The sequence below is a fragment of the Arthrobacter ramosus genome, assembly GCF_039535095.1.
GTDB classification, from domain to species: Bacteria; Actinomycetota; Actinomycetes; order Actinomycetales; family Micrococcaceae; genus Arthrobacter; species Arthrobacter ramosus.
This window is the reverse complement of the sequence record NZ_BAAAWN010000001.1, coordinates 4,788,112-4,813,269: the sequence shown is the minus strand read 5'-3', so window position 1 is coordinate 4,813,269 and position 25,158 is coordinate 4,788,112. Positions and strand designations below refer to the sequence as shown.

General features: G+C 65.8%; 27 protein-coding genes. 18 read left to right on the top strand and 9 right to left on the bottom strand.

What is annotated here, in order from left to right:
• Window positions 1-133 precede the first annotated feature (133 nt).
• From ABD742_RS22195 to ABD742_RS22180, 4 genes are read left to right on the top strand one after another with little or no spacing between them, the layout of a single operon-like run.
• Window positions 134-892 (top strand): LamB/YcsF family protein, encoded by a 759-nt coding sequence (locus ABD742_RS22195; protein WP_234753006.1) that lies wholly within the window; start codon window positions 134-136, stop codon window positions 890-892.
• The gene (locus ABD742_RS22190) at window positions 889-2,514 is read left to right on the top strand and encodes a 5-oxoprolinase subunit B/C family protein (protein ID WP_234753007.1); all 1,626 of its coding nucleotides are present in this window, start codon (window positions 889-891) and stop codon (window positions 2,512-2,514) included. Before ABD742_RS22195 ends, ABD742_RS22190 begins: the two co-directional genes overlap by 4 nt.
• Complete coding sequence (locus ABD742_RS22185; protein WP_234753008.1) at window positions 2,511-4,244, top strand: acetyl/propionyl/methylcrotonyl-CoA carboxylase subunit alpha; 1,734 nt, start codon at window positions 2,511-2,513, stop codon at window positions 4,242-4,244. Before ABD742_RS22190 ends, ABD742_RS22185 begins: the two co-directional genes overlap by 4 nt.
• A 35-nt stretch (window positions 4,245-4,279) precedes the next feature.
• On the top strand, window positions 4,280-4,966 hold the full coding sequence (locus ABD742_RS22180) for a GntR family transcriptional regulator (protein ID WP_234753009.1): 687 nt from the start codon (window positions 4,280-4,282) through the stop codon (window positions 4,964-4,966).
• 28 nt (window positions 4,967-4,994) lie between these two features.
• Here the strand turns inward: ABD742_RS22180 and ABD742_RS22175 are convergent, their stop codons facing one another.
• Together ABD742_RS22175 and ABD742_RS22170 are read right to left on the bottom strand one after the other, a co-directional pair.
• Window positions 4,995-5,612 carry a hypothetical protein gene (locus tag ABD742_RS22175; protein WP_234753010.1) on the bottom strand — a complete coding sequence of 206 codons (618 nt, stop codon included), beginning with the start codon at window positions 5,610-5,612 and terminating at the stop codon, window positions 4,995-4,997.
• Window positions 5,613-5,762: 150 nt separating this feature from the next.
• Window positions 5,763-6,212: a DUF5997 family protein gene (locus ABD742_RS22170; protein WP_234753011.1), complete on the bottom strand. Its 450-nt coding sequence runs from the start codon at window positions 6,210-6,212 to the stop codon at window positions 5,763-5,765.
• A gap of 133 nt (window positions 6,213-6,345) precedes the next feature.
• Here ABD742_RS22170 and ABD742_RS22165 point away from each other — a divergent pair, with 133 nt between their 5' ends.
• The 4 genes from ABD742_RS22165 to ABD742_RS22150 are packed head-to-tail and all read left to right on the top strand — an operon-like array spanning window position 6,346 to window position 9,638.
• Window positions 6,346-7,149: an ABC transporter permease gene (locus ABD742_RS22165; RefSeq protein ID WP_234753012.1), complete on the top strand. Its 804-nt coding sequence runs from the start codon at window positions 6,346-6,348 to the stop codon at window positions 7,147-7,149.
• Window positions 7,146-8,210, top strand: coding sequence for a sulfate/molybdate ABC transporter ATP-binding protein (locus ABD742_RS22160; RefSeq protein ID WP_234753013.1), 1,065 nt, complete (start codon window positions 7,146-7,148; stop codon window positions 8,208-8,210). Before ABD742_RS22165 ends, ABD742_RS22160 begins: the two co-directional genes overlap by 4 nt.
• A gap of 48 nt (window positions 8,211-8,258) precedes the next feature.
• On the top strand, window positions 8,259-9,014 hold the full coding sequence (locus tag ABD742_RS22155; protein WP_372460963.1) for a LysR family transcriptional regulator substrate-binding protein: 756 nt from the start codon (window positions 8,259-8,261) through the stop codon (window positions 9,012-9,014).
• 3 nt (window positions 9,015-9,017) lie between these two features.
• The gene (locus ABD742_RS22150) at window positions 9,018-9,638 is read left to right on the top strand and encodes a LacI family DNA-binding transcriptional regulator (protein ID WP_234753014.1); all 621 of its coding nucleotides are present in this window, start codon (window positions 9,018-9,020) and stop codon (window positions 9,636-9,638) included.
• Window positions 9,639-9,733: 95 nt separating this feature from the next.
• Here the strand turns inward: ABD742_RS22150 and ABD742_RS22145 are convergent, their stop codons facing one another.
• Genes ABD742_RS22145 through ABD742_RS22135 form a run of 3 tightly spaced genes read right to left on the bottom strand, consistent with a single transcriptional unit; the run spans window position 9,734 to window position 12,673 of the window.
• Window positions 9,734-11,233 (bottom strand): SulP family inorganic anion transporter, encoded by a 1,500-nt coding sequence (locus ABD742_RS22145; RefSeq protein WP_234753015.1) that lies wholly within the window; start codon window positions 11,231-11,233, stop codon window positions 9,734-9,736.
• A gap of 6 nt (window positions 11,234-11,239) precedes the next feature.
• On the bottom strand, window positions 11,240-12,343 hold the full coding sequence (locus ABD742_RS22140; RefSeq protein ID WP_234753016.1) for a GTP pyrophosphokinase: 1,104 nt from the start codon (window positions 12,341-12,343) through the stop codon (window positions 11,240-11,242).
• A 54-nt stretch (window positions 12,344-12,397) separates the two neighbouring features.
• A complete protein-coding gene (locus ABD742_RS22135; RefSeq protein WP_234753017.1) occupies window positions 12,398-12,673 on the bottom strand; it encodes a hypothetical protein in 276 nt (91 codons plus the stop codon).
• Between the two features lie 181 nt (window positions 12,674-12,854).
• Between ABD742_RS22135 and ABD742_RS22130 the strand changes: the two genes are divergently transcribed.
• From ABD742_RS22130 to ABD742_RS22115, 4 genes are all read left to right on the top strand, one after another.
• Window positions 12,855-13,664 (top strand): alpha/beta hydrolase, encoded by an 810-nt coding sequence (locus tag ABD742_RS22130; RefSeq protein ID WP_234753018.1) that lies wholly within the window; start codon window positions 12,855-12,857, stop codon window positions 13,662-13,664.
• A 69-nt stretch (window positions 13,665-13,733) separates the two neighbouring features.
• Window positions 13,734-14,702 carry a carbohydrate kinase family protein gene (locus tag ABD742_RS22125; RefSeq protein ID WP_234753019.1) on the top strand — a complete coding sequence of 323 codons (969 nt, stop codon included), beginning with the start codon at window positions 13,734-13,736 and terminating at the stop codon, window positions 14,700-14,702.
• Complete coding sequence (locus tag ABD742_RS22120) at window positions 14,699-15,223, top strand: YbhB/YbcL family Raf kinase inhibitor-like protein (RefSeq protein WP_234753020.1); 525 nt, start codon at window positions 14,699-14,701, stop codon at window positions 15,221-15,223. The genes ABD742_RS22125 and ABD742_RS22120 overlap by 4 nt, the downstream gene beginning before the upstream one ends.
• A gap of 46 nt (window positions 15,224-15,269) precedes the next feature.
• Complete coding sequence (locus tag ABD742_RS22115) at window positions 15,270-16,079, top strand: HAD family hydrolase (RefSeq protein WP_234753021.1); 810 nt, start codon at window positions 15,270-15,272, stop codon at window positions 16,077-16,079.
• Window positions 16,080-16,154: 75 nt separating this feature from the next.
• On the opposite strand, the gene ABD742_RS22110 is transcribed toward ABD742_RS22115, so the two are convergent.
• Window positions 16,155-17,429: a helix-turn-helix transcriptional regulator gene (locus ABD742_RS22110; RefSeq protein ID WP_234753022.1), complete on the bottom strand. Its 1,275-nt coding sequence runs from the start codon at window positions 17,427-17,429 to the stop codon at window positions 16,155-16,157.
• 139 nt (window positions 17,430-17,568) lie between these two features.
• Between ABD742_RS22110 and hxlB the strand changes: the two genes are divergently transcribed.
• The 4 genes from hxlB to ABD742_RS22090 all read left to right on the top strand — a co-directional run bounded on the left by hxlB (window position 17,569) and on the right by ABD742_RS22090 (window position 20,103).
• Complete coding sequence (hxlB, locus tag ABD742_RS22105; protein ID WP_234753023.1) at window positions 17,569-18,171, top strand: 6-phospho-3-hexuloisomerase; 603 nt, start codon at window positions 17,569-17,571, stop codon at window positions 18,169-18,171.
• 54 nt (window positions 18,172-18,225) lie between these two features.
• Complete coding sequence (gene hxlA / locus ABD742_RS22100) at window positions 18,226-18,849, top strand: 3-hexulose-6-phosphate synthase (protein WP_234753024.1); 624 nt, start codon at window positions 18,226-18,228, stop codon at window positions 18,847-18,849.
• 181 nt (window positions 18,850-19,030) lie between these two features.
• A complete protein-coding gene (locus ABD742_RS22095; protein ID WP_284990232.1) occupies window positions 19,031-19,279 on the top strand; it encodes a hypothetical protein in 249 nt (82 codons plus the stop codon).
• Between the two features lie 38 nt (window positions 19,280-19,317).
• Window positions 19,318-20,103 (top strand): glycerophosphodiester phosphodiesterase family protein, encoded by a 786-nt coding sequence (locus ABD742_RS22090; protein ID WP_234753026.1) that lies wholly within the window; start codon window positions 19,318-19,320, stop codon window positions 20,101-20,103.
• Here ABD742_RS22090 and ABD742_RS22085 read toward each other — a convergent pair.
• The gene (locus ABD742_RS22085; protein ID WP_234753027.1) at window positions 20,045-21,322 is read right to left on the bottom strand and encodes an RNA polymerase sigma factor; all 1,278 of its coding nucleotides are present in this window, start codon (window positions 21,320-21,322) and stop codon (window positions 20,045-20,047) included. The two genes, ABD742_RS22090 and ABD742_RS22085, sit on opposite strands and share 59 nt — an antisense overlap.
• A 7-nt stretch (window positions 21,323-21,329) precedes the next feature.
• Window positions 21,330-21,680 (bottom strand): YciI family protein, encoded by a 351-nt coding sequence (locus ABD742_RS22080; protein ID WP_234753028.1) that lies wholly within the window; start codon window positions 21,678-21,680, stop codon window positions 21,330-21,332.
• A 132-nt stretch (window positions 21,681-21,812) separates the two neighbouring features.
• Between ABD742_RS22080 and ABD742_RS22075 the strand changes: the two genes are divergently transcribed.
• Together ABD742_RS22075 and ABD742_RS22070 are read left to right on the top strand one after the other, a co-directional pair.
• Entirely contained in the window at window positions 21,813-22,955 is a 1,143-nt protein-coding gene (locus tag ABD742_RS22075) for a glycerate kinase (protein ID WP_234753029.1), read from the top strand.
• 255 nt (window positions 22,956-23,210) lie between these two features.
• A complete protein-coding gene (locus ABD742_RS22070; protein ID WP_234753030.1) occupies window positions 23,211-23,675 on the top strand; it encodes a GatB/YqeY domain-containing protein in 465 nt (154 codons plus the stop codon).
• A gap of 51 nt (window positions 23,676-23,726) precedes the next feature.
• On the opposite strand, the gene ABD742_RS22065 is transcribed toward ABD742_RS22070, so the two are convergent.
• On the bottom strand, window positions 23,727-25,079 hold the full coding sequence (locus ABD742_RS22065) for a uracil-xanthine permease family protein (protein ID WP_234753031.1): 1,353 nt from the start codon (window positions 25,077-25,079) through the stop codon (window positions 23,727-23,729).
• Window positions 25,080-25,158 lie beyond the last annotated feature (79 nt).

Below are 25,158 nucleotides of genomic sequence, written 5' to 3'. Positions count from 1 at the left end.
GCTCTTTCACTCGGCGAAAGAGCCGAGACCTCACTTTTGGAATCCGGGCGGCTGGTCCCATCAGCAGGATTGTTGAACAATCTTGGCGTTTCAGGCATGATGGTGAGGTATTCAACCTGAGACGGGGATCACAATGCCTTCTATTGACCTCAACAGCGACGTCGGAGAATCGTTCGGCAACTGGACCATGGGCGACGACGCTGCCGTCTTCCGCTACGTGTCGAGTGCCAATGTCGCCTGCGGATTCCACGCCGGAGATCCCAGCACCATCGCCGGCACGTGCCGCGAAGCCGTCGCCGCAGGAGTGACCATCGGTGCCCACGTGGGTTATCGGGACCTCGCGGGATTCGGCCGCCGCTTCTTGGACTGCTCCGCAACAGAACTGGCCGACGACGTTCTCTACCAACTCGGCGCGCTCCAGGCGTTGGCCCACGCGGCCGGCTCCGAGATCAAGTACGTCAAGCCGCACGGCGCCCTTTACAACACGATCGTCCACCACGAGGTCCACGCCCAGGCAGTGGTCGACGCCGTCCATGCCTTCAGTCCCGGACTCCCGCTCCTTCTCCTGCCGGGCTCCGTCGCGCTCGCCAAAGCCGAGGCGAAGGGGCTCCGCGGAGTAGTCGAGGCGTTCGCCGACCGGGCCTACAACGCGGACGGCACCCTCGTATCGCGCCGCGAAGAAGGCGCTGTGCTGCACGATCACGCTGCCATCACCGAGAACATGGTCCGCCTTGCAACCGAGGGCAAAATCGTGGCCCGCGACGGTTCCGTCCTGAACGTCCACGCCGAAAGCATCTGCGTCCACGGAGACACTCCCGGCGCCGTGGCCATGGCAGCCGCCGTCCGCGCGGGGCTCGAAGCCGCCGGCGTCACCGTACGGAGCTTCGCGTGAGCCTCACGGGAGTACGCTGGGTGGGCCCGCGTGCACTGCTGGTGGAACTTTCCGACCTCCCTTCCGTGCTGGCGTTTCATTCCCGTCTCTTGGCCGAGCCCCTGCCCGGCCAGCTCGATGCGGTCGCCGCGGCAGCCACCGTACTCCTTAAGTTCGGCACGCACGCCGAGGCACTCGCGGCACGCACCGCCGTCGGGCATGTTGACCTGGGTGCCGTTCCACGCGACGTTTCCCGCCACGTCACCATCGAAGTGGTGTACGACGGCGAGGACCTCGCCGAGGTGGGCATGCTCACCGGTCTGGGCCGGGACGGCGTCGTGGCCGCCCACACTGGACAGCTCTGGACCGCGGCTTTCGGCGGCTTCGCCCCGGGCTTCACGTATTTGCTCGGCGAGAACCACAGCCTCGACGTTCCGCGCCGCAGCTCGCCACGCACCGCCGTTCCGGACGGTTCCGTCGCGCTCGGCGGGACGTTCTCCGCCGTCTACCCGCGGCAATCCCCGGGTGGTTGGCAACTGATCGGACGCACGACGGCGGTCCTCTGGGATCTCGAGCGGGAGTCACCGGCGCTGGTTCGACCGGGAGACAAGGTCCGGTATGTGGCCGCCCGCGAGGCCGTTGCCCTGACGTCAGCACTGCCCGCGGCCCGCGAGGTCACCGGTCCGGCCTTGGTGGTGGACTCACCCGGACTGCAATCGCTGGTCCAGGACCTCGGCCGCCCCGGACTGGGGGACCTGGGAGTGTCGGCCGCGGGCGCCGTGGACCAGCAATCGGCCCGCCAGGCAAACCGTTTGGTGGGCAACGAACCCGGTGCCGCGGTTGTGGAAACGGTGCTGGGCGGACTCTCGGTTCAGGCCGTCGGCGACCAGGTGCTCGCTCTCGCCGGAGCGGTGGTCCCCTTGGAAATCCGCGATGCATCGGGGGCTCCAGCCCGCCGCGCTGCGATGTGCGCGCCCTTCGCTCTCCTCGACGGTGAAACCCTCAGCCTGCGGGAACCGACGCTCGGAGCCCGAAGCTACCTTGCCGTCCGCGGCGGAATTGATGTGCATCCGGTGCTCGGCAGCCGCTCGAGCGACTCGATGTCCGGAATCGGGCCCGCACCGTTGTCCGCCGGGACCCGCCTCCCCGTGGGAAAGGCGCCGCTGTTCCAGATGGTCGGCGCTCCCGAGGAATCCACGCTGCGGCTAGGAGTGGCGTCCGCGGAACTCCGCATCACCTTGGGCCCGCGGGACGACTGGTTCGTCGCCGGAGCCCTGGATGCGCTCACGGGGGAGGAATGGGTCACTACCGAGCAGTCCAACAGGATCGGTGTGCGGCTCAGGCCTGGAAGCGACCGTGCACTCGAACGAAACCCCGACCGCGGCGCCGGCGAGCTCCCCAGCGAAGGTGCCGTTGCCGGCGCACTCCAAGTGCCACCCAGCGGCCACCCCGTCCTTTTCCTGGCCGACCACCCGGTGACGGGCGGGTATCCGGTGATTGCCGTCGTCGTACCCGAAGACCTGCCGACGGCGGCGCAATTGCCGCCCGGCCACCGCGTGCGGTTCACGATCGTGGACCCCGCAACCCTTGAACCCCTTGAACCTGCCGCTACCGGCGCTGTCCCCGAAGGAACCCAGCCATGAAAAAGGTCCTGATCGCCAACCGCGGCGAGATCGCCGTGCGGATTGCCCGCGCCTGCTCCGATGAGGGCCTGGAGTCTGTTGCCGTGTACTCGGACCCCGACGCCGATTCCCTCCACGTGCGGTTTGCCGACGAAGCCTACGCACTGGGCGGTTCCACCGGCGCCGAGACATACCTGGACATCGCCAAGCTGATCGACGTCGCCCGCCGTGCCGGTGCCGACGCCGTACATCCCGGATACGGCTTCCTGTCGGAGAACGCCGACTTCGCGCAGGCCGTGATTGACGCGGGCCTCACATGGATCGGGCCCGCGCCGCAGTCCATACGGGAGCTGGGCAATAAGGTGACGGCTCGCGAGATCGCCGTCCGCGCCGGAGCTCCGCTCGTTCCTGGCAGCGACGGTCCCGTGGCCAACGCCGCTGAAGTACTTGCCTTCGCCTTGGAATACGGCATGCCAGTGGCGATCAAGGCTGCTTTCGGCGGGGGAGGCCGCGGGCTCAAGATTGCGCGGCGCCTGGAGGACATCGAGGACGCGTTCGAATCGGCCGTGCGTGAATCCAAGGCGGCCTTCGGACGCGACGAATGCTTCGTGGAACGTTTCCTGGACCAGCCACGGCACGTCGAGGCCCAGATCCTGGCGGATATGCACGGCAACGTCGTGGTCCTCGGAACCCGCGATTGCTCCTTGCAGCGTCGCAACCAGAAGCTCGTGGAAGAGGCCCCCGCACCCTTCCTGAGCCCTGAACAGCGCACCCTCATCCACGAATCGGCCAAGGCTATTTGCCGCGAGGCCGGATACTACGGTGCCGGAACCGTCGAATACCTCGTGGCTGTAGATGGCAACATCTCCTTCCTGGAGGTCAACACACGGCTGCAGGTGGAGCATCCCGTCACCGAAGAAACCTCCGGGGTGGACCTGGTCCGCGAACAATTCCGGATTGCCGCAGGCGGCACCCTCTCCCTCACGGAAGACCCTGAGCCCAACGGACACGCATTCGAGTTCCGCCTCAACTCCGAGGATCCCGCGCGCGGCTTCCTGCCGGGCCCTGGCACGGTGGATGTCTTCGAAGCGCCCACAGGTCCCGGTATCCGCGTTGACTCCGGGGTTCGCTCCGGCTCAGTGGTTCCCGGAGAATACGACTCCCTCCTGGCCAAGCTGATCGTCCGGGGCGAGGACCGGCAGCAGGCCCTGCGCCGCGCAAGGGTTGCCCTGGACGAGATGCAGATCAAGGGTTTGCCCACCGTCCTGCCCTTCCACCGGGCCGTGGTCCGCCACGAGGCTTTCACCTCGGAGGACAAGCTCGGCGTGTACACCACGTGGATCGAGACTGAGTTCGCCGAAGAGCTGGCCGCGTCTCCGGAGATCGCCCGCGTGGCCCCCGGCTCCGAACGCAGTACGTTCACGGTGGAGCTGGATGGCAAGGCAGTACAACTTGGCCTCCCCCTTCGCTTGTTCGAGGCGCTGATGAGCGGAGGCGGCGGTTCCGAGGTTGCTGTTTCGGCTCGGGTAGTGGCCGACGACGCCGGGCTGGCCTCGCCGATGTCCGGCTCGCTGGTGAAGTGGCTCGTTGAGGACGGTGCCGTCGTGGAAGTTGGACAGCCCGTGGCCGTACTGGAGGCCATGAAGATGGAAACCACCGTCCCTGCCCACCGTTCCGGCACCCTGGCGCTTGGTCCGCACGGGCCGGGCACCGCCGTCGGGCGCGGAGACGTGCTCGCGAGCATCGGCTGAGGTCCGAGGGTATCGCCGTTCGGTAGATTTGGGGCATGCCCATGAACGCTGCGCTTCAAGGAATCGCCGACGCCGGCCACGCCACCCACGCCCATACTGGAGCGTGGGTTGCCGCCCAGCTTCGCCAGCGCATCTCCGATGGCCTGTTGCCGCCAGGCACGAAGCTCTCCGAGCAGGCCTTGTCCGAGGCGCTTGGCGTTTCCAGGAACACCCTGCGGGAGGCGTTCACCGTGCTTGCTGGTGAATCCGTGGTCCAGCGCATCCCCAACCGCGGCGTGTTCGTAGCCGCCCCCGGAGCCGACGACGTCCGCGAAATCTACCGGGTGCGCCGCCTGATCGAGCCGGCGGCCGTGTTGTGGGGCGATGTCCCGGCCGGAGCCCTCGACGCCATGGACGTCATCGTCGACAAAGCCAGGGCTGCCCTCGCCGAGGGATCGGTGGCCGGCATGGCGGACGCCAACCAGGAGCTGCACAAGGCGTTGGTGTCGTTGTCCGGAAGCGCCTCCCTGGACGCATTGATGGAGAAAGTGCTGGCCGAGATGCGATTGGTCTTCCACGCGATGGCCACGACCCCCGACTTCCACGGACATTACGTGGAACGCAACGCCGCCTTGGTCGCCCAGATCCGTCACGGACAGCGCGAAGAGGCCGCAGCCGAGTTGCGCCGCTACCTCGACGGTGCCGAACACGAACTCCTGGTGCACATCGGGGCAATTCCGTAGGGCGTGGGCATGCAGGGGTGTGATCCAGCTACGGAGCAGAAATGCCCGCCGCGGCTTCGGCTTCGGCCATCGCAACACCCAACTGCTCGACGGCGCGGGCGTAGTCCGTCCCCGCGGTGACGCGGCAGCGCTGTGCTTCCTGCAGCGCGCGGACCAAGGCGGCGGTTTGCGGAACGTTGACGTCGCTCATGCCGGGGAAGTCGATGCCCTTGGCGGGATCCAGTTCATACCTTTGCCAGCGAGCCAGGAGGGCGTCGTGACGGGCTGCAGCTTCCGTGAAACCGCTGCGGTTTTGACGCCTCTGCTCCAGTCTCCGGCCGACGGCGAATGCGGCAACGGCGGCACCTATGCCGAGGAACAGCATCAAGAGCCCGACGGCGGGTGAGGCCAACGCGGGGATGACGACTGCCGGGACAATCACCACGAGTCCGGCGAAGATGTTCCAGAAGATGGCGTCCGGCTCTTTGACGAAGTCCCGGTCGCGGTGCCCGAGGGGCCCCTGCAAGGCGAGGTGGCCGCCGTCGGGGGCTCCGTGGATGACCCCTTTGCGTACGGCATTGACCGTAAAGGCCACCGCGCACATGAGCAAAATCGCCCACAGCCCGATCTCCCAGACCGTCAGCTGGATTCCAGTTGTGGCGGGCAATCGGACCACCTCCACGCGAATGCGCACCGCTTTGAATTCAGTATGCGCCGAGGAAGACCTGGAGGCGAGAGCCCGATTTGCGCTTAAAAGCGGGAAGGCAGGACACCCCGGCCGGGGTGACCTGCCTCCCTGCGGAAGTCCGGTTGCTGCTTAAGCGTGGTCCCGCTTGGATGCCTTGGGCGCGTCCCGCTTGGCAGTGGCGTTGGTCTTGGCTTCCTTCGTAGCTTCCTTCTTGACAGCTTCTTCCTTGATGCGCTTTGCCTCGGAGCGTACGGCCGCGTGCGTGGCGCGCTCGACGACGAGCCACTGCGGGGGAGCTGCCAGCAGTTCGGTGATTTCCGCCGTCGTCAGGGCTTCCGTGATTCCGCCGCGGGCGAGGCCGCTGATGGAGATATTCAGCTTCTGTGCCACCACGGGACGCGGGTGCGGACCCGTCCGGCGGAGCTCGGCGAGCCACTCCGGGGCATTGGCCAGGAGCTCGGCGAAATCGGCGCGGGTGATTTCCGAATCCTGGAACTCCTGGGGTGTTGCAGGCAGGTAGATGCCAAGTTTCTTGGCAACGGTGGCCGGCTTCATGGACTGGGAGTTTGCAGAGGTCATGGTTCAAGGGTATCCGCCACCGCAGGGAAGTGGCACAGCCGCTGTTCTAGGATGAATCCATGCCGCACATAAGAGTCGCCGGGGCCGCCCGGAAAGTCCTGGTGACGCAAGCCCTGGCGTACCGTAGGCGTTGATGAACTTCAGCGGGATTCCACGGTGGGTTTATGGCCTTGCGGTAGTTGGCGGTTTGTTCGTCCTGTTGCCGCTGGCCGCCATGGTCGCAAAGGTCAATTGGGCACAGTTCATCCCGCTTGTGACCTCCGATTCCTCGCTGACGGCGCTCGGGCTGAGCCTCCGTACCTCCGCCGCGAGCACCGCGCTCTGCGTTCTCCTGGGCATCCCCCTGGCGCTTGTCCTTGCCCGCCAGCCCTTCCGCGGGCAGCGGCTCCTCCGCGCCTTCGTCCTCCTGCCGTTGGTGTTGCCGCCGGTGGTGGGCGGCATCGCGCTGCTCTACACGTTCGGGCGGCAGGGTCTTCTGGGGAAGAGCCTTGAGCTCGCAGGCATCCAGATCGCCTTTTCGACGACGGCGGTCGTCCTGGCCCAGACATTCGTCGCCCTGCCGTTCCTGGTAGTCAGCCTCGAAGGCGCCTTGCGGACGGCCGGCAACCGCTACGAAGCTGTTGCCGCGACGCTCGGCGCCCGCCCCACCACCATCCTGCGGCGCGTGACCGTACCCATGGTCCTCCCCGGGCTCGCGTCCGGGGCGGTGCTGTCCTTTGCCCGAAGCCTGGGCGAGTTCGGGGCGACACTGACTTTCGCAGGGAGCCTGCAAGGTGTCACTCGGACCCTGCCCCTGGAAATCTACCTGCAGCGCGAAACCGACGCGGACGCCGCCGTCGCCCTTTCACTCGTGCTCGTCGCCGTGGCCGTGATTGTCGTCGGGCTGTCCTACCGGCGTCCGCACCGCGCGGACATTCCCGCGGAAGCGGCCGCATGAGTTTCCACATCGACGCCACAGTCCGCGCCCGCAACCTGGACGTGTCATTGAGCCTCGGACAGGCGGAAACCGTGGCGATCCTCGGACCCAACGGGGCCGGAAAGTCGACGCTGCTTTCCGTCGCGGCGGGACTCGTGCGGCCGGACGCCGGCTCTGCCCGCCTGGGTGAGCAGATCCTCTTCAACCTCGACGGCGGCAGCCGGGTATGGACTCCTCCGCACCTTCGCGGTACGGCACTGTTGGCTCAGGAGCCGCTGCTTTTCCCGCACCTGAGCGTCCTCGACAACGTGGCTTTCGGCCCGCGCAGCGCAGGGGCTTCCCGGGCGGAATCACGCGAAACTGCGCGGCACTGGCTCGCCGAAGTCGACGCCACGGAGTTCGCCGGGCGGAAGCCCGGGCAGTTGTCCGGGGGACAGGCCCAGCGTGTTGCGGTGGCCCGCGCGCTGGCGGCCAGTCCCGAGTTGCTGCTCCTTGACGAGCCGATGTCCGCGCTGGACATCCACGCCGCCCCGCACTTGCGCCGGCTCCTCAAACGCGTCTTGTCCGGACGTCGCGCCCTGATCATTACCCACGATGTCCTGGATGCCCTCATGCTCGCGGACCGCGTGATCGTCATGGACAAGGGCAGGATTGTGGAGGAAGGCGCCACCCGTGAGGTGTTCCGGCGTCCGCGAAGCCAGTTCGCCGCCGGCCTGGCCGGGGTGAACCTCATGGCTGGCACGGTCACGGAGGACGGACTCAGGACGTTCGCCACCGACGAGCTTCCCGGCCTGCACGTGGCGGGACACCTCGATGACGAAGCGGAACCGGGCGAACCCGGCGTCGCCGCCTTCCCGCCGTCGGCCGTTTCCATCTTCCTGAACGCCGCCCACGGCAGCCCGCGCAACTCTTTCCCGGTTGCAATCACGGATCTTGAACCGCACGGGGACCACATCAGGGTCCGGGCCGGCGATCTGGCAGCGGACATCACGCCCTCTGCCTCCGCCGAGCTGGGACTGGAACCCGGCTCCCGCGTCTACTTCGTGGTCAAGGCCACGGCGGTCCAGGTGTACGCGTCGTAGCTTGGTCCGGCGCTGCGTTGGCTATCGGGTGCGCGGTACTGTGAACTGGTGCCATCCGATCAAGAATCCCTGCCCGCCGTCGGCGCCCCCGACCCCTCCGACGCTGAAAACAGCGGTCCCCGGGAGCTCACTTTCGCCTATGTCGCCGGCGTGACGCCCGGGAAATGGATCCGGCGCTGGGAAGAGCGCATGCCCGATGTTCCGCTGCACTCGTTCATGTCCGACGACGGCGCGCAGCTGGACGTTCTGCGCGATGGTTCCGCGGATCTCAGCTTTGTGCGCTTGCCGGTGGATCGCGATGGACTCCACGTCATTCCGCTCTACGAAGAGCAGCCAGCGGTGGTGGCCCCGAAGGGTCACGAAATCTCGGTGTTCGAAGAGGTGGCGCTGGACGATCTCGCGGAGGAGAACTTCCTGGATGTCGCCGGTATGGGCGGGCCGGAGATGGCCATGCAGGTGGTGGCCTCGGGTGCCGGTCTCGTGATCCTGCCGATGTCTGTTGCCCGGCATTTCAACGTCAAGGACACCGTGGCGCGGCGCCTGACAGGGGCCGAAGGGACGCAGATCGCGCTTGCCTGGCCGAGCGACTCCACCAGCGAGGTCATCGAGGAATTCATTGGCATTGTCCGTGGCCGGACCGCGCAGAGCTCGCGGCAGCCTTCGGCACAGCAAGAGAAGCCCAAGAAGGCACCCAAGCCGGACCGGCGCGGCACCGGCGCCAAAAAGCCGGCGGTGGCTCAGCGCTACGCTCCGAACCCCGACAAGGGCCGGGGCAAGGGCTCCCGCAAGAAAGGGAAGCGGTAGGCAATGGGACTTGGAGCGAAGCCGACCATCCGGGACGTCGCCAAGAGCGCCGGCGTTTCCCTCACTACCGTGTCCTATGTCTTGTCCGGGCGACTCGGTGGCACCACCCGCATCAGCGAAGCAACACAAGAGCGCGTCCAGGCCGCGGCCAAGGAACTTGGTTACGTACCGAACCAGGCGGCCCGCGGAATGCGCCGCGGCAAGACCGACCTCGTGGCGATTGCCATCGGAGACCTGGAATGGCCGTGGGACCGGGCCCTGGCAACGGCCGCCGCACGCATTTTGCCCCAGCATGGCTACCAGCCCGTGATCCTCATCGGCGAAGGGTGGCGGCGGTTCATGCTCTCCGGCGGTGCCGACGGCGCCATCATCGGGGCTCTCCCGCCCGGCACCCTTCTTGACCTCACGGTGGGCGAGCTGGCCCGGCGCGGAGTAGCACAAGTCATCATTTCGGACACCATGCAGCCTGCCGGATTCGATGTCCTGGCCCCCGGATCCGCGGGCGGTACCCCGGAGCCCGAAGCCCTCGAAGGCGCTGTCACCCTGCTTCTGGACCGGCTCGCCGGACGCACCATTGGAACGGGGACCACGATGGCCGCGCCTTGGGAGTTCAAGACTCCGTAGCGCCCAACTAGCTCGCACTTGTTGTCGTTTTGGCGGCTCATAACGACAACAAATGCGAGTCAGTTGGGGGGCGGAGCTGGTTGGGCTCGGGGACGTTAGCCTGCGTTGAGCTTGCCCGCGAGCCGTTCGCGCATCCGGACGCTCGCGGCGTTGAGGCCAATCAGCTCCACCTCCCGGCCGTGCCGGCGGTATTTTTCGGTAACGGAATCCAGTACGGCAACGGTGGAGGCATCCCAGATATGCGAAGCGTGCAGATCGATGACCACGCGATCGATTCCCTCCAAGGAATCCTTCGCATAGTCGAACTGCGTGTAGAGGTCGTTGGAGGAAGCGAAGAACAACTCGCCATCAACCGTGTAGCTCGCCACGGTCCTGCCGTTGAGCTCGACTTCGCTCCGTTCCACCGTGGCGAAATGCGCCACTCGGCGGGCAAACAGCACCATGGCCGTGAGAACGCCGGCTCCTACTCCGATGGCCAGGTTGTGCGTCGCCACCACCACAATCACCGTCACGAGCATGACGCCGGTCTCGGACTTCGGGAGTCGCCTGAACGTCGTGGGCCGGATCGAATGCCAGTCAAAGGTGATGAGGGAAACGAAGATCATCACAGCCACCAGAGCGGCCATGGGAATCATGCCGACCACGTCCCCGAGTACCACCACAAGCACCAGCAGGAACGCTCCGGCCAGGAACGTCGACAGCCGGCTGCGGGCACCCGAACCCTTCACGTTGATCATGGTCTGGCCAATCACGGCGCAGCCGCCCAAACCACCCAGGAAACCAGTGACGATGTTGGCAATGCCCTGGCCCCATGAGACCCGGGTCTTGTTGGAGCGGGTGTCCGTGATGTCGTCCACGAGCTTGGCCGTCATGAGGGACTCCAGGAGGCCCACGAGCGCCATGGACAAAGCGAACGGGGCAATCGTCTGGAAGGTCTCCCAGGTCAAAGGCACGTTAGGCAGGAAGAAACCGGGAAGGCTGTTCGGGAGTTCGCCCTTGTCATGCACCGTCGGGACGCGGATCCCGGACAGCGCCGTGACGAGGGTGAGGGCGACGACCGCCACCAACGGCGCGGGCACCGCCGTCGTGATTCTGGGCAGACCGAAGACGATCAGTAGCCCCACAGCCACAATCGGGTAGACCATCCAGGGAACCCCGATCAGCTCGGGCAACTGGGCCATGAACACCAGAATGGCCAAGGCGTTCACGAATCCGACCATGACCGAACGCGGAATGAAGCGCATGAGCCGCGTGACACCCAGGACTGCCAGGACGATTTGGAAGACCCCGGCCAGGATGACCGTTGCGATCAAGTAGTTGATCCCGTGATCCTTCATGACCGGGGCAATCACGAGCGCGACGGCGCCGGTGGCCGCGGAAATCATGGCGGGCCGGCCACCTACGATCGCCGTGGTGACTCCCATGGTGAAAGACGCGAAGAGCCCGATCCGTGGATCCACGCCGGCGATCACGGAGAACGCGATGGCCTCTGGAATGAGCGCAAGTGCCACCACTAAGCCGGCCAGTGCTTCCGTCTTGAGCCTCCGGGGCGAGCGCAGGGTGTAACGGAGGGACTGGAGCTGCTCGGGTGTCATGGGTCCTTAGCTGTTGGTCAGGCGGTACCGCTCAATCTGCTTGAGACGCCGCTGGAGGCTGTCCCGCCGGGGGTGGGGGGCGACGTCGGGCGCCTCAGCGGTGAGGTCGATGTGTTCAGTGCCGTACTGCCACAGCAGGAGGTCATCCAGGAGGCGGTCCGGTCCAGGGGAGTAACGGTGGTCCAGGGCTTTGCGGACCTCGGTGATCCGGTTGGCGCTGAGGAGTCCGGCGAGTTCCACGGTCTTGTTCAGTCCGTGGGCCGCAAGGAGCTCCGCAGCCCAACCCCAGTCGTCATCAACTTTACGGTCAACGTGGGGAAGCAGCGTCCGCCAAACGTCCCGCACGCGATTTGGGGTGAGGGGCATGGAACCCTCGCCATCGAGATCCCAGTAGCCGCGGACTTCCTCGTAGCGCTCGTGGAGGTCGGCGAAGGCGCTCTCCACGGTTTCGAGCATTGCCGCCGTGGCGGTGAACTGGCGGTCGAAATGCGGCGTCCAGGCGCGCGGATCCTCAGCCTTGAAGCGGATGTCGTGTTCGATCTCGCTCCAGGCGTGCGCAAAGACCGTACGGATCTGGCATTCGAAGAAGTAGCTGCCGTTTGGCGGAATGTCCGGATTGAAGACCTGCTGGTATGCCTTCACGGACTCGTTCTGGATGGTGCGGAGGATAAGGTGGCGGCTCGAGTATCCGTAGGTGCCGGACTCGATGGAGCCGATGTCCTTCTCAAGGTCGCCGCGGCAATCGAAAAGCTGGCGCTGGCGCTTGATCAGGTTGGCAACCGCGGCGTTCTCGGCCGGAAGCTTGGTGATGACGCGCAGCCCCACCATGTCGTTCAGGGTCCGGAACGGGTCGGGGAACTTCAGCACCCGCGGACCCCCCTCCAGGGGCACCTCGGTGCGGGAAATCTTCTCTCGGAAAGATTCGACCGTCTTGGTGCGTCCCGTGACGAAGAGGGGCACGGACTCGCTGTTCTTGAGCATGTCCCGCAGGGTCAACAGGACGTCGCGGGTGACGAGTTTCAGCGCAGGACGGACGCGCTCGTAAAGCTCAACGTTTGCCTGTACTGATTCGCGCAGCTGAGGATCCAAGCTGTCCCAATTGCTAGCCATGCCTCCAGCTTACGGGGGAGGGCCGACAGTGAAGCGGAGCCGGACCCGCTGGCGTTATCGCTGCGACACCTGGAAGCAGGCAACATCGTATTGGGAAGTGGGAGAGTAGTGCTGTCCTCCCACGCCGCCGTTGACGCTGTTGATGCCCGGCTCGTTGAAGGGCGATCCTGTGCTGTTGGCGGCGTTGCCGGGCGTGTTCGGTTCGAGGGATTGACAGGACTGATTAGGCTTTCCAGTTCCAGGCGGGTTTGCCGCCGAAGCCGGCGAAGCCACAGCCAGCACGCTCAAAGTCAATGCCACAAGAACCGACGCGGAGATACGACGGATCATTGAAATCACCTCCGGGTAAAGAAGCGTTCCCGCAAAAATACAGGAATGAAGCGCGGGTAGCGCTTCACCCCTGAGGGTACGCTCGGGCAGCGGCTTCAGGAAGGCTCCGCGTTGACCCTCAGACCATTGCTCCCGCTCCGCGGCGCTCCTCCGCGATAGGCTCGGCACAAAGGAGGACACGATGAAGCGGCACAAGTACTACTACGGCCAGCACTCCAGCCAATGGGGCGAGCTGTTCGTACCAGATTCGCTGCAGCCACACCGCACTCGACCCGACGGAGTGGTGGTGGTGATCCACGGAGGCTATTGGCGCTCCCAGTACGGCGCGGAACTCGGTGAGCCGATTGCCAGGGACCTCGCTGCGCATGGAATAGCCGCCTGGAACCTTGAATACCGGAGGGCAGGAAACGGTGGCGGCTGGCCGCATACGTTCGAAGATGTCCTCGACGGGATCGACCATCTGGGCGAGATTGCCGGCAAGCATGAACTCAATCTGAACAAAGTGGTGGCGCTGGGACACTCCGCAGGCGGCCATCTCGCGGTCTGGGCAGCGGGGCGGGAAAAACTCTCCAAGATCGGCGCCCCGGACGCCGACCGGCAGCTCCATCGGCATGACAACGGCGCGGCAGTCCGGCTGACCGGCGTCGTGAGCCAATCCGGTCTGCTGAACCTGGCCGACGCCGAGCGGCTCAACCTGAGCAACGGCGCCGTCGACAACCTCATGGGTGGCGACTCGGTGAGATACCCCAAACGGCATATCTATGCGGACCCCATGAGGTCGCTGCCTCTCGCCGTTCCCGTCTTCGCAGTCCACGCCGCATCGGACGAGGATGTCCCGTGCAGCCAGTCCGAGGCTTATGTTGCCGCAGCCACGGCTTCCGGGGGCGCGGCCCAGTTCCTCAAGGTGCCCGGCGACCATTTCGACCTGATCGACCCCAGGGCCGTTGCGTACAAGAAGTGCCGGGAGTTGGTGCAGCGGCTGCTGGTGTGACGGATTGCCGACAAAGTCACCGGCTGTCACCGCGAGACGCGCACCACATCCGCGTGGCAGAGTTGTCCCATGCTGACAGTCATAGGTGAAGCGCTGGTTGATGTCGTCCAGCGTTCCTCGGGAGTCGAAGCCCACGTGGGCGGAAGTCCGCTAAACGTTGCCGTGGGTCTGGCCAGGCTGGACCACGCAGTCCAGTTCATCGGCCGCTTCGGCAAGGACGCCTACGGGGAATCGATAGCGGCCCATCTGCGCTCCAGTTCCGTCATGGTTCCGCTGCCGCCGGACGAGAGTCCCACCAGCGTGGCCACCGCCCTGATCGACGACGACGGCGCGGCCAGCTACACCTTCGACCTCGCCTGGGAGCTCCCCGGCCTCGCCGATCACCTCCCGTTCATGCTTCAGGGGACGTCACTCCTGCACACGGGCTCCATTGCCACCATGTTGGAGCCGGGCGCAGCGGACGTCCTTGCCGCCGTCGAGCATGCCCATCCGAACGCGACCGTTAGCTTCGATCCCAACTGCCGGCCCAGCATCATCAAGGATCGCGACTATGCGCGCGCCCAAGTAGAGCGTTTCGTGGCGCTTGCCGACGTGGTCAAGGCATCCGACGAGGACCTCGAGTGGCTCTATCCCGGCGTCGACGTCTTGGAATCGGCCAGGCGTTGGCTGGGCCTGGGCGGCAGTGGGGGACCCGCCGTCGTGGTGGTCACGCGGGGTGCAGACGGCCCCTGGGGCGTCACGGCCGCGGGCGAGGCCCAGGTGGACGCCCCAAAGGTAGACGTGGCGGATACGGTGGGTGCGGGCGATTCCTTCATGGCCGCGCTGCTCTCGGGGATCGTTGACCGCGGACTGGCAGGGGCCCAAAACCGGGAAGAGCTGCACGCCATGCCCGCCGAAGTGCTCGAAGGGATCCTCAACCATGCAGCGCGCGCCGCGGCAATCACGGTCTCCCGGCCGGGCGCGAACCCGCCCACGCGCGCGGAACTCAATGCCCTGGGCGTCCCGGAGTCCAGGGCAAGCGTCGAAAGGCAGCCATGAGTTACGCCGACCTTCCGCAGGTCCCTTCCTTCGAGGTCACCAGCGAGTCGCTCAAGGACGGTGAAGCGCTCAGCAGCGCCCAGACGAGCAAGCGCTTTGGCGTGGCGGGCGGCAAGGACGAATCCCCACAGTTGAGCTGGAACGGAGCCCCGGCGGGCACCAAGGGTTACGTCGTCACCGTCTTCGACCCCGATGCCCCCAGGGCCGGTGGCTACTGGCACTGGGCCGTGGTCAACATACCGGCCGGTACGAACTCCTTGCCGGCCGGCGCCGGCGTTCAGGGTGGCTCGCACTTGCCGGCGGGCGCGTTTCAACTAAAGAACGACGGCGGGTTCCCTGGATATCTGGGTGCGGCGCCTCCGCCTGGGCATGGCCCGCACCGGTACATCGTGGCCGTGCACGCCGTCGACGTCGAAGAGCTGGGTCTCGACGCCGGTGCCTCCACGGATGCGCTCGTCCGCAAGCTGGCAGCACACACGTTGGGCCGGGCCGTCATCACGGGCCACTTCGAGCGGCGCTAGCTTTGGGGCGAGGTCGACGGCGGTTGCCCCCACGTAGACTGACATAATGCGGCTCGTAGCAAGTGACATTGACGGCACCATCCTCGGCCATGACGGCAAGATCAGCAGCCGCACCATCCGCGCTTTCCATGCCTGCCGTGACGCGGGCATCGAGGTGGTGTTCGTGACAGGGCGGCCGCCGCGCTGGCTTTACCCCCTCCGCGAGCAGATCGGCCACAGCGGGATCGTTATTTGCTCCAACGGGGCCGTGGTGTGGGACCTTGAGGCGGACAAGCTGATTTCGGCCAATGCCTTGAGCATCGACTCCGTGCTGGAGGCCCGCCGGATCATCAAGCAGCTCCGGCCCGACGCCTTGTTCGCGGCCGAAACCCTCACGGGATTCCACCTTGAGCCGGGTTTCGTCGAGAACCCAACCAGTGAGCTCCTGGCCGAGTTCACGCCCGCTCGGTTGGATGAAACGCTCACCGCGGATGACGCCGTCGTGAAGTTCCTTGCGGTGACGCGCAGCGGCACGCCGGATGATTTCCTGGCAAAGGTCCAGCCCGCGGTCGCGCATCTCGTGGAGACCACCCACTCGGCGCCGCGGACCGCACTCCTGGAAATGTCTGCGCCCGGTATCAATAAGGCCGTCACGCTCGCTGAATATGCGGCGTCCCGGGGCATCGAGGCCGCTGAGGTGGTGGCTTTCGGTGACATGCCCAACGACGTCGAGATGCTGCGCTGGGCGGGCGACGGGTACGCGATGGCCAGTGGCCACCCTGAGGCGATCAGCGCCGCCGGCCAGCAAGCCCCCCATTTCGACGACGACGGCGTGGCCCAGATCCTCGAGGCAAAGCTCGCTTCCCTGCGGGTCTAGTCAGTCCTGTACCGGGCCGTCGCGCACCGGCCGTCGCGCACCGGCCGGCGCGCACCGGCCGGCGCGCGACGGCCGCTAGTTCGGCGCCCGTAGCCCGTGGCTGTGCGCCAGTGCAATGGCCTCTGTTCGTGAACCGACGCCGAGCTTCCTGAAGATATTCCTGACATGGAATTTAACGGTGTTTTCGCTGATGTGTAGCTTGGCGGAGATGGCACGGTTGCGCTGTCCGGCCGCCAACAGTTGAAGAACTTCCATTTCGCGCTCGGCCAGGCCCCATCCACCGATATCGCCCACGGGGGCTGATGGTGGGTCCAGCGGCATGACCACCTGCACGTCCGCTCCCCAGCCGGCCATGACCTCGACGTTCATCCGGCCGTCCAGCGCTGCCACTCTGCTGTTGAGCCGGGCAATGTTGGGCGAATCCGCAGTCAGTTCACCCAGGCCGTCGTCGCGCACATTGATGAGCAGGTTCACGCCGTCACAATCCCACTGCACCCGGACGCGCCTCACCGCAGGCTGGTCCACGATGGCCAGTACCAGACCCCGCACGATCGCCCGGGCGGCGTGCGCGACTTCGCCGGGCAAGGCGCGCCCGTTCACCGGCGGTTCGATGAACTGGACGTCGAGTCCGCTGAAGTGCATGAGTGGCCGCAGGTCCTCCCGCAGCCTTTCAAACGCCGTGGCCACAGGCTCTTCCACGAGATCCGATGTGCGGTCGCTGAAGGTCCGCAGATTGACGAGCGAGGTCGCGGCAAGATCCGTGACGGTCTTGCGGGCCGCGGCGTCGTCGAGGGAGCTTGATCGTAGCGCCGCCAACATCGTCTCGAGCGTGGTGGAATGCCTGTCCACGAGTTCGGCAGTGACGCGGAGCCGCTCGGCGGACGCCGCCCGGGATTCCAAGAGGTACGACGGCGGAGCGTCCGCCACCTTCTCCTGGATGCGCCGCGCCGCCAGTTGCCACAGGTAGTCAAGCATCCGCAGCGCCGACTCACGCTCCAGCGGTTCCTCGGGCAGGACCGGCTCAGTCAGGGTCAGCAGCGCACTGGTCTCGGACGTCAAGGCAAGAACCGGAAGCTGGCCTCCGGCGATGGTCGCTTCTCCCTGCCAGGCCTCGCCTTCCGCCACATGGGAGCGCAACTGGTCCAGTTCGGGAATGGAGACACGGCTGATGATGCCTTCCGCCCCGGCCTTCTTCTGGGGCCGGCCAGTGCAGTCTTCGGTGAAAATGACGAGCGCGCTGCTGCCCACGTAGGGCAGCGACGCTTCACGAAGTCGCTCGGCGATACTCATCAACGGGGCGTTCGCGAGTGCGGCAACCGCTTCGAGGAGTGTCCAGGTGCTTGGAGTCATCCCGCCACTGTAGCGCCCCACGTCCCGCGCCTACTACCCAAACGAGTAGCTAAGACTGCCCATGCACAGCGTTACGCCTATCCGTTCAGTCCTGAACGATTGATTCAAACGGAGCATTCACCTGAGCAGGAGGTAACGCATGACCACCACCGCCGAGACTGTCCACGCCGCATCGGATGTCGAGCTAAGCCTGGCCCTCGTGGGCAGCGAGATCGCGGAAACGGCCGCTGAAGTGGACCTGCGGCAACTGTCCCGCTTGGCCACGGAAGTCCAGACCGCTGGGAACTCGGCCACCGGCCGGATCTTTGTTGCAGGAGTAGGCCGCAGCGGCCTTGTCCTGCGGATGGCCGCGATGCGGCTGATGCACCTCGGCTTCGACGTGCACATCGCGGGGGACACCACGACGCCGGCCATCCGCTCGGGCGACCTCCTGCTGCTTGCCTCGGGCTCCGGGACGACCTCCGGTGTCGTGCGCGCCGCTGAGACGGCGTCCAAAGCCGGCGCCAGGATCGCCGTTTACACCACGAACGCAACGTCCCGGCTCGCGGAACTGGCCGACGTCGTCGTCATCATTCCTGCGGCGCAGAAGACAGACCACGGGTCCACAGTGTCCCGCCAGTACTCCGGCAGTCTATTCGAGCAGGTCCTCTTCCTCGTTGCCGAAGCAGTGTTCCAGACCCTGTGGGACAACGACGCAACCCCGGCCGAGGAACTCTGGCTCCGCCACGCCAACCTCGAATAGCCCCTGATTCCATCGCACCGACAGCACAACAAATTACGGAAAGAGAACCCCTCCATGAAGCTGCAAGTCGCCATCGACGTCCTCACCACCGAAGCTGCCCTCGAAATTGCGGGCAAGGTGGCCGAATACGTTGACATCATCGAACTCGGCACTCCGCTCGTGAAAAGCGAAGGCCTGTCCGCCGTGACCGCCATCAAGGAAGCCCACCCGGACAAGATCGTGTTCGCCGACCTCAAGACCATGGATGCCGGCGAACTCGAAGCCGACATCGCTTTCAAAGCCGGCGCGGACCTCGTCTCAGTGCTCGGCGGCGCAGACGACTCCACCATCGCGGGTGCAGTCAAGGCAGCCAAGGCCCACAACAAGGGCATCGTGGTGGACCTGATCGGCGTGGCGGACAAAGTGACCCGTGCCAAGGAGGCCCGCGCCCTCGGTGCCAAGTTCATCGAGTTCCACGCCGGCCTCGACGAGCAGGCAAAGCCGGGCTACAACCTGGATGTCCTGCTGAGCGCCGGCGAGGAAGCCCGCGTGCCGTTCTCCGTGGCCGGCGGCGTGAACCTGTCCACCATCGGAGCCGTCCAGCGCGCCGGAGCGGATGTCGCCGTCGTCGGCGGCTCCATTTACGGAGCCGACGACCCCGCGCTGGCCGCGAAGCAACTCCGCGCCGCGATCATCTAGGGATCCCTTTCCGACCGGGCGCTCCCAACTAGCCAACAGTTAATGTCGTTTTCAGGCCTCTAAACGACAACAATTGCTGGTTAGTTGGGAGCGCTCACCCATTACACAGCTTCAGTCCAACTGCCGTTCAACTAGTCCCCGTATGCTCTTGCCGTATTCGATGCCGATCACAGGGGACATGATGGCCAAGAGAAAGACGACGGGGTGGCCCGAGGCCCCCGTTCGCCGCGCAGTGCCGGCCGAACATTGGAAGCAGTTGCGCCGCGGAGACCGCGTGAGCGTCAAGCTCGCGCCGGGGTTTGAGAACCCCGGCCAAGTGGACGCCGTTTCGAGCGACCACAGCGTGGTCTGGGTAAACCTCGACGGCGGCCGCGGCCGCACGCTGGTGCACTGCGGCGACGGCGTGGAGATCGTCCGGCAGGAATCCTGACGGGGTCGCGGGCGGCACGGCCGGGTTACGCTACCCGTGTGAGCTCGCATTTGCCCTTCTTCAGTCGCCCGGACGGACAATCCGCTCCGCTTGCCTTCGCGCACCGCGGGTTTTCGCCGGATGGCTTTGAGAACTCGGCCGCAGCATTCAGGGCCGCGCTTGAGCTTGGCATCACGCATCTTGAAACCGATGCCCGCACCACTGCCGACGGCGTGGTGCTCCTTTTTCACGACGACACCCTCGACCGTGTCACCGATGCCCACGGCCCCATCTCCAGCCTCAGCGCTGCCGAGATTGCCAAGGCCCGCATCGGGGGCCGCGAAGCAATTCCCCACTTGGCAGACGTCCTGACGGAATTCCCCGAGGCGCGGCTGAACGTCGACGTCAAGGATTGGCATACCGTCAAACCCCTCGCCGGAGTCATTGAACAACTCGATGCCCATGACCGGGTGCTGATCGCGAGCTTCTCCGACCGACGTCGTCGGGCGGTCCTGCGCCTGCTCAGCCGCCGCACGGCGTCTTCAGCTGGAATCGCCTGCAACGCTGCCTTTACTCTTTTGGGACCGCTTCTTCCGGACCGCTGGCTGCGGAAGATCCTGCACGACGTCGATGCCCTCCAGGTGCCGGTCCGCTACGGCCCCGTGACGGTAGTGACGCCCGGTTTCCTGCGGCGCGCGCATCGGTTTGGGCTGCAGGTTCACGTCTGGACAGTCAACGATCCCGCCGAGATGGCCAGGCTGCTGGAGATGGGCGTGGACGGCCTGGTCACCGACCGGGCGGATCATCTGAAGTCGGTGCTGCAGCGCCGGGGCCAATGGTGGTGAGCGCCCGGGCGCGTGCCGCCAGGAAGTCCCGCTCGGCGTCGTTATCGGTGCGCTCCCGCGCTGCCCGGTAGGCGGCGACAGCTTCGTCGTCACGGCCCAAGCGTCGGAGGAGATCCGCCCGCACGGCGTGGAACAGGTAGTAGTTGCCCAGTTCAAGCACGTCGACGGCGGCAAGCCCCGCGGCGGGTCCTTCCACCTCCGCGAGGGCAATGGCCCTGTTCAAGGCGATCACCGGGGTCGGCTCCATGGCCAGGAGTTGCCCGTACAGCGCCAGGATTTGGCGCCAATCCGTGTCCGCGGGTTGTGCGGTATCGCTGTGCACAGCGTTGATGGCAGCTTGCAATTGGTACGGTCCGGGCTGGTTCCTCTTCAGGCATTGCCGCACCAGCAGTTGCCCTTCCGCTATTAGGTCGGAATCCCAGAGGCTGCGGTCCTGGTCCGCGAGGAGCACCATGCCGCCGTCGGAACTTGTCCGTGCTGTGCGGCGGGCATTTAGCAGAAGCATGAGTGCCAGGAGCCCTTTGGCTTCGGGCTCATCAGGCATGAGTTCCATGATGAGCCGGCCGAGGCGTATAGCCTCGCGGCAGAGGTCTTCGCGCACCAGCCCGGCCCCTGAACTTGCCGCGTAGCCCTCGTTGAAGACCAGGTAGACCACCGCCAGCACCGACTTCAACCGCTCCGGCAGCTCGGCCCCGCTCGGTACCCGGTAGGGGATATGGGCGTCGCGGATCTTTCCTTTCGCCCGCACCAGGCGCTGTGCCATGGTTGGCTCGGGGACGAGGAAAGCGTGGGCGATTTCGGCGGTGCTGAGCCCGCCCAGGAGCTTGAGTGTCAGGGCCACCTGCGCGGCCCCGTTGAGTGCGGGGTGGCAACACGTAAAGATCAGCCGGAGCTGGTCGTCTTCCACGGTGTCCACCTCGATTCCTTCGGGTTCATCGCCGCGTTCATCGCCGTGCAGGAGCGCGGCCTGGGCGAGTTTCTCCCTGCCGGAGGCCTCGCGGCGGAGCCGGTCGATGGCGCGGTTGCGGGCCGTGGTGATGATCCAGCCCGCGGGGCTTGGCGGCAGCCCGGCGTCGGGCCAACGTGCAACGGCTTCGGTGAAGGCGTCCTGGACCGCGTCTTCGGCGGCATCGATGCTGCCCAAAACGCGGACCAGGACAGCCACGGAGCGTCCATACTCTTCGCGGAATATTTGTCCGATCTCAGAAATATGGACCATGGGGAAACTATTCCCGGTAGCCCGCGAACGGCCGGACCTCGATTGGCAGCGTGGTGGCTTGGGCGGCTTTGCGCCCCCAGCCAAGTGCCACGTCCAGGTCCGGGGCTTCGATCACCCACAGGCCGCCCACGTGTTCCTTGGCCTCGGCGAAGGGGCCGTCGGTGGTGAGTACTTCGCCGTCGTTCACACGTACCACCGTGGAGGTGCTGGCGGGGTGCAGGCCGCCCGTGAAAACCCAGGCGCCGGCGTCTCGCATTTCCTGGTTCAGGACGTCAAGATCGGCCATGATTTTGTTGAGGACTTCGGGCTCCGGGGCGGGGCCGTCGGGCTGGTAGATGCTGAGCAGATAGCGTGACATGACTGTTCCTCCTTGGGATGTGGCGCCGGCACCTTGCCCGCGTCTCACCCTCTACACGAACGGCGTGAGCTGTTTTCGACATCTCCACGTACGAATCTGCGAAAAGCTTAGCCCCGCTGGCAGGATGGGAGCATGCGCATCCTGATTGCCCCGGACAAGTTCAAAGGTTCCCTCACCGCCGCAGAAGCGGCTTCGGCGATGGCCGAAGGGGCATTGCGCGTGTATCCGGATGCCGTGGTGACGCAATTTCCCATAGCCGACGGGGGCGAAGGAACACTGGAAGCAGCTGTGGCGGCAGGCTACGAAGAGCGGATCAATGCCGTCGTCGGCCCCATTCTCAAACCGGTGGGCGCTGCGTGGGCCATCCGGCAAAATGCTTTCGGCGGAGCCATCGCGGTGATCGAAACCGCACAGGCGTCCGGATTGGCACACATGGAGCCGACGCCGGAGAACGCCTTGCGCGCCCACAGCTACGGTTGCGGCCAGCTCATCGCCGCGGCGCTCGACGCCGGAGCCACCGAGATTGTGCTCGGTGTGGGCGGTTCCGCGATGTCCGACGGCGGCAGCGGCGCGTTGCGTGCGCTCGGACTCAAGCCCCTGGACGCGGCCGGAAATGTGGTTCCGCTCGGCGGTGGCTCGCTCGCCGACGTCGTGTCCCTCGACGTCTCCGGGCTGGATCCGCGCCTGACCGCGGTGAGGTTCCGGATCGCCGTCGACGTCCAGAATCCCCTCTTCGGCAGCGACGGCGCCGCGCATGTTTTCGGCCCGCAAAAGGGCGCGGACGAGGAGGCGGTGGAACTGCTCGACGCCGGCCTGCGCAACTGGGCTTCCCTGCTGCGGGAGGCGGGCGGACAGGACGTCAACGTTCCCGGTGCCGGAGCGGCCGGCGGATTCCCGGCGTCGTTCTTGGCCTTCACCCAGGCGACGCTGGAAGGCGGGTTCGCCCTCGTAGCGGGACTGACGGGGCTTCCCGAACAGCTCGGCGGCGCGGACCTGGTGATCACCGGCGAAGGATCCATGGACTCGCAGTCGCTGACAGGCAAGGCACCCATTGCTCTCGCGGATTCGGCCCACGGGCAAGGCATTCCGGTGATTGTGGTGGCCGGCAGGATCCTGGTGACCCCCGAGGAACTAGCCGGCCACGGCGTGGTGGCCGCGGCGCAGTTGCTCGACATTGCACAACGTCGGGATGGCGTGCCCGACGCCGCGGACGCCATAGCGAACGCCGCCAAGTACCTTGCATGGGCTACGAGTCAGGTGCTTGAAGGGGTCTAAGTTCCGGTCCATCAAGGGACATGCCCCCCGTTGGCAACGAGGAATGGACATAGTGCGAATATGTCCATTCCTGAGTGCCAAGAGGGGGCATGTTCAACTGGGTTACTCGGCGTCACCGGGCAGATAATTAACGTACAAAAGCATGGCTCTGACTTTTGCCATGCACCTACGATGCGACGGCCCCGCCCGGGACGCCGTCACCGCCTGCCGGGCTGGCAGCCGGCCAGCATGGTAAATCGAATCGAGGAGCACACCATGTCCACCTTGAAAGAGCGGCTGCACGCAGACGTCGTCAGCCATATGAAGGATGGCAACCGCGTCGCCCTGAACGCCACGCGCAACGTCCTGAGTGAGATCGACACCCGTGAGAAGGCCGGACAGGCGCCGATCCACCTGGACGACACCCAGATCACGGCCATGCTGCAAAAGGAGGCTTCCCAGTATCACGAGGTCGCCCGCCTCTACGAGGAGGCCGGAGAGTCCGAGCGGGCAGCCACGGAGATCGCGGACGCCGAGGTAATCGAGGCCTACCTGCCGGAACCACTGACCGCCGAAGAAGTCGAGTCCATTGTTGACGAGACCATCGCCTCACTGAAGGCCGACGGCGTGGAGTTGAGCCTGATGCACATGGGCTACGTCATGAAGCCGGTCACCGAAAAAGTCGCTGGCCGCTTCGACGGCAAGGCTGTCAGTGAGATTGTCCGCGCGCGCCTGTCATAGCTAAGTGTTCGGCGGGGAGGGCTACCCTCCCCGCCGAACTTATGGAAGCCCCTACTTCTTCTTCCCGCTCCTCTTTGCCGCCGCGTTCATCGCTGCCTTCGCCGCCGGCGGCAGCCCTGCCATCTCCATCTCCGGCTCGGCGACCGTCCCGCGCCAACGGGCTATGCCCTTCATGCCGTGGTAGACCACCAAAGCAGCGGCCGAGCCCAGTGCGATGCCCGTGAACTTGAGTTCGCCGATGGTCCACGTGTAATCCGCGATCCCGACAATCAAAGCAACCGCGGCCGTGGTCAGGTTGATGGGGTTGGAAAAGTTGACCTTGTTCTGCACCCAGATCTTCACGCCCAGGACGCCGATCATCCCGTAGAGCATGGTCGCGGCACCGCCGAGCACCCCAGCGGGAACGGTGGCAATCAGTTCGCCGAACTTGGGCGAGAAACTCAGGAGGATGGCGAAGGCACCGGCAACCCAGTAGGCCGCCGTCGAGTAGACCTTCGTGGCCGCCATGACGCCGATGTTCTCGGCATAGGTGGTGGTGCCTGAGCCGCCGCCGAATCCGGCGAGGACCGTCGCGACACCGTCTGCGATCAACGCGCGGCCGGAGACGTCATCGAGGTTTCGGCCAGTCATCGCGGCCACGGACTTCACGTGCCCCACGTTCTCGGCCACGAGCACCAAGACAACCGGCACGAACAAGCCCACGACGCCGAGGTGGAACTCGGGAGTCTGGAAGTGCGGCAGGCCGATCCACGAGGCCGAGTCCATCTTGGAGTAGTCCACTTCGCCGCCCGCCATGGCGGTAAGGTAACCCACCACCACGCCAACCAGGATGCTCAAACGGCCCAGAATGCCGCGGAACAAGACGCTCACCAGGATGATCGTCACCAGCGTCACGAGGGCGGTGACCGGGGCCTTGTCGAAGTTCGCCTTTGCGGCCGGCGCCAAATTCAGGCCGATCAGGGCGACGATTGCGCCCGTGACAATAGGCGGCATCGTCCGGTTGATCCACTCAGCGCCGAACTTCTGCACCACCGCGCCGACAAGCGCCAGTACGACGCCGGCAAGCACCACTCCGCCCAGCGCGCCGGGAACGCCGAACTGCTGCTGGGACGCCAGGATAGGGGCGATGAAAGCAAAGCTCGAACCAAGGTAGCTGGGTACCCGGCCCTTGGTGATGATCAGGAACAACAGAGTGCCGATGCCGGAAAAGAGCAGTGTGGTGGCCGGTGGCATGCCCGTGATGATGGGCACCAGGAAGGTGGCTCCGAACATCGCGACGACGTGCTGCATGCCGACGCCGATGGTCAACGGCCACGCCAGCCGCTCCTCGGGTGCCACCACGTGTCCCGGCCGGATCGTCTTGCCGTTGCCGTGCAGCTTCCATTTGGTTCCGAGCATGCTCATCGACGGGAGCCTTCCCTGAAGTTGTGATTGTCCGGGTGCAACCTTACCGCCCGGACGACCTGCCGATTCCGCTGTGTGG

Excerpts from the sequence above, each read along its gene's own strand:
- ABD742_RS22150 (WP_234753014.1), top strand. The coding sequence starts at position 9,018 with ATGGGACTTGGAGCGAAGCCGACCATCCGGGACGTCGCCAAGAGCGCC.
- ABD742_RS22070 (WP_234753030.1), top strand. The coding sequence starts at position 23,211 with ATGTCCACCTTGAAAGAGCGGCTGCACGCAGACGTCGTCAGCCATATG.
- ABD742_RS22140 (WP_234753016.1), bottom strand. The coding sequence starts at position 12,343 with ATGGCTAGCAATTGGGACAGCTTGGATCCTCAGCTGCGCGAATCAGTA.
- ABD742_RS22195 (WP_234753006.1), top strand. The coding sequence starts at position 134 with ATGCCTTCTATTGACCTCAACAGCGACGTCGGAGAATCGTTCGGCAAC.
- ABD742_RS22160 (WP_234753013.1), top strand. The coding sequence starts at position 7,146 with ATGAGTTTCCACATCGACGCCACAGTCCGCGCCCGCAACCTGGACGTG.
- ABD742_RS22065 (WP_234753031.1), bottom strand. The coding sequence starts at position 25,079 with ATGAGCATGCTCGGAACCAAATGGAAGCTGCACGGCAACGGCAAGACG.
- ABD742_RS22075 (WP_234753029.1), top strand. The coding sequence starts at position 21,813 with ATGCGCATCCTGATTGCCCCGGACAAGTTCAAAGGTTCCCTCACCGCC.
- ABD742_RS22120 (WP_234753020.1), top strand. The coding sequence starts at position 14,699 with ATGAGTTACGCCGACCTTCCGCAGGTCCCTTCCTTCGAGGTCACCAGC.
- ABD742_RS22135 (WP_234753017.1), bottom strand. The coding sequence starts at position 12,673 with ATGATCCGTCGTATCTCCGCGTCGGTTCTTGTGGCATTGACTTTGAGC.
- hxlA (WP_234753024.1), top strand. The coding sequence starts at position 18,226 with ATGAAGCTGCAAGTCGCCATCGACGTCCTCACCACCGAAGCTGCCCTC.
- ABD742_RS22085 (WP_234753027.1), bottom strand. The coding sequence starts at position 21,322 with ATGGTCCATATTTCTGAGATCGGACAAATATTCCGCGAAGAGTATGGA.
- ABD742_RS22170 (WP_234753011.1), bottom strand. The coding sequence starts at position 6,212 with ATGACCTCTGCAAACTCCCAGTCCATGAAGCCGGCCACCGTTGCCAAG.
- ABD742_RS22130 (WP_234753018.1), top strand. The coding sequence starts at position 12,855 with ATGAAGCGGCACAAGTACTACTACGGCCAGCACTCCAGCCAATGGGGC.
- ABD742_RS22145 (WP_234753015.1), bottom strand. The coding sequence starts at position 11,233 with ATGACACCCGAGCAGCTCCAGTCCCTCCGTTACACCCTGCGCTCGCCC.
- ABD742_RS22185 (WP_234753008.1), top strand. The coding sequence starts at position 2,511 with ATGAAAAAGGTCCTGATCGCCAACCGCGGCGAGATCGCCGTGCGGATT.
- ABD742_RS22110 (WP_234753022.1), bottom strand. The coding sequence starts at position 17,429 with ATGACTCCAAGCACCTGGACACTCCTCGAAGCGGTTGCCGCACTCGCG.
- ABD742_RS22115 (WP_234753021.1), top strand. The coding sequence starts at position 15,270 with ATGCGGCTCGTAGCAAGTGACATTGACGGCACCATCCTCGGCCATGAC.
- ABD742_RS22180 (WP_234753009.1), top strand. The coding sequence starts at position 4,280 with ATGCCCATGAACGCTGCGCTTCAAGGAATCGCCGACGCCGGCCACGCC.
- ABD742_RS22125 (WP_234753019.1), top strand. The coding sequence starts at position 13,734 with ATGCTGACAGTCATAGGTGAAGCGCTGGTTGATGTCGTCCAGCGTTCC.
- ABD742_RS22095 (WP_284990232.1), top strand. The coding sequence starts at position 19,031 with ATGGCCAAGAGAAAGACGACGGGGTGGCCCGAGGCCCCCGTTCGCCGC.
- ABD742_RS22165 (WP_234753012.1), top strand. The coding sequence starts at position 6,346 with ATGAACTTCAGCGGGATTCCACGGTGGGTTTATGGCCTTGCGGTAGTT.
- ABD742_RS22080 (WP_234753028.1), bottom strand. The coding sequence starts at position 21,680 with ATGTCACGCTATCTGCTCAGCATCTACCAGCCCGACGGCCCCGCCCCG.
- hxlB (WP_234753023.1), top strand. The coding sequence starts at position 17,569 with ATGACCACCACCGCCGAGACTGTCCACGCCGCATCGGATGTCGAGCTA.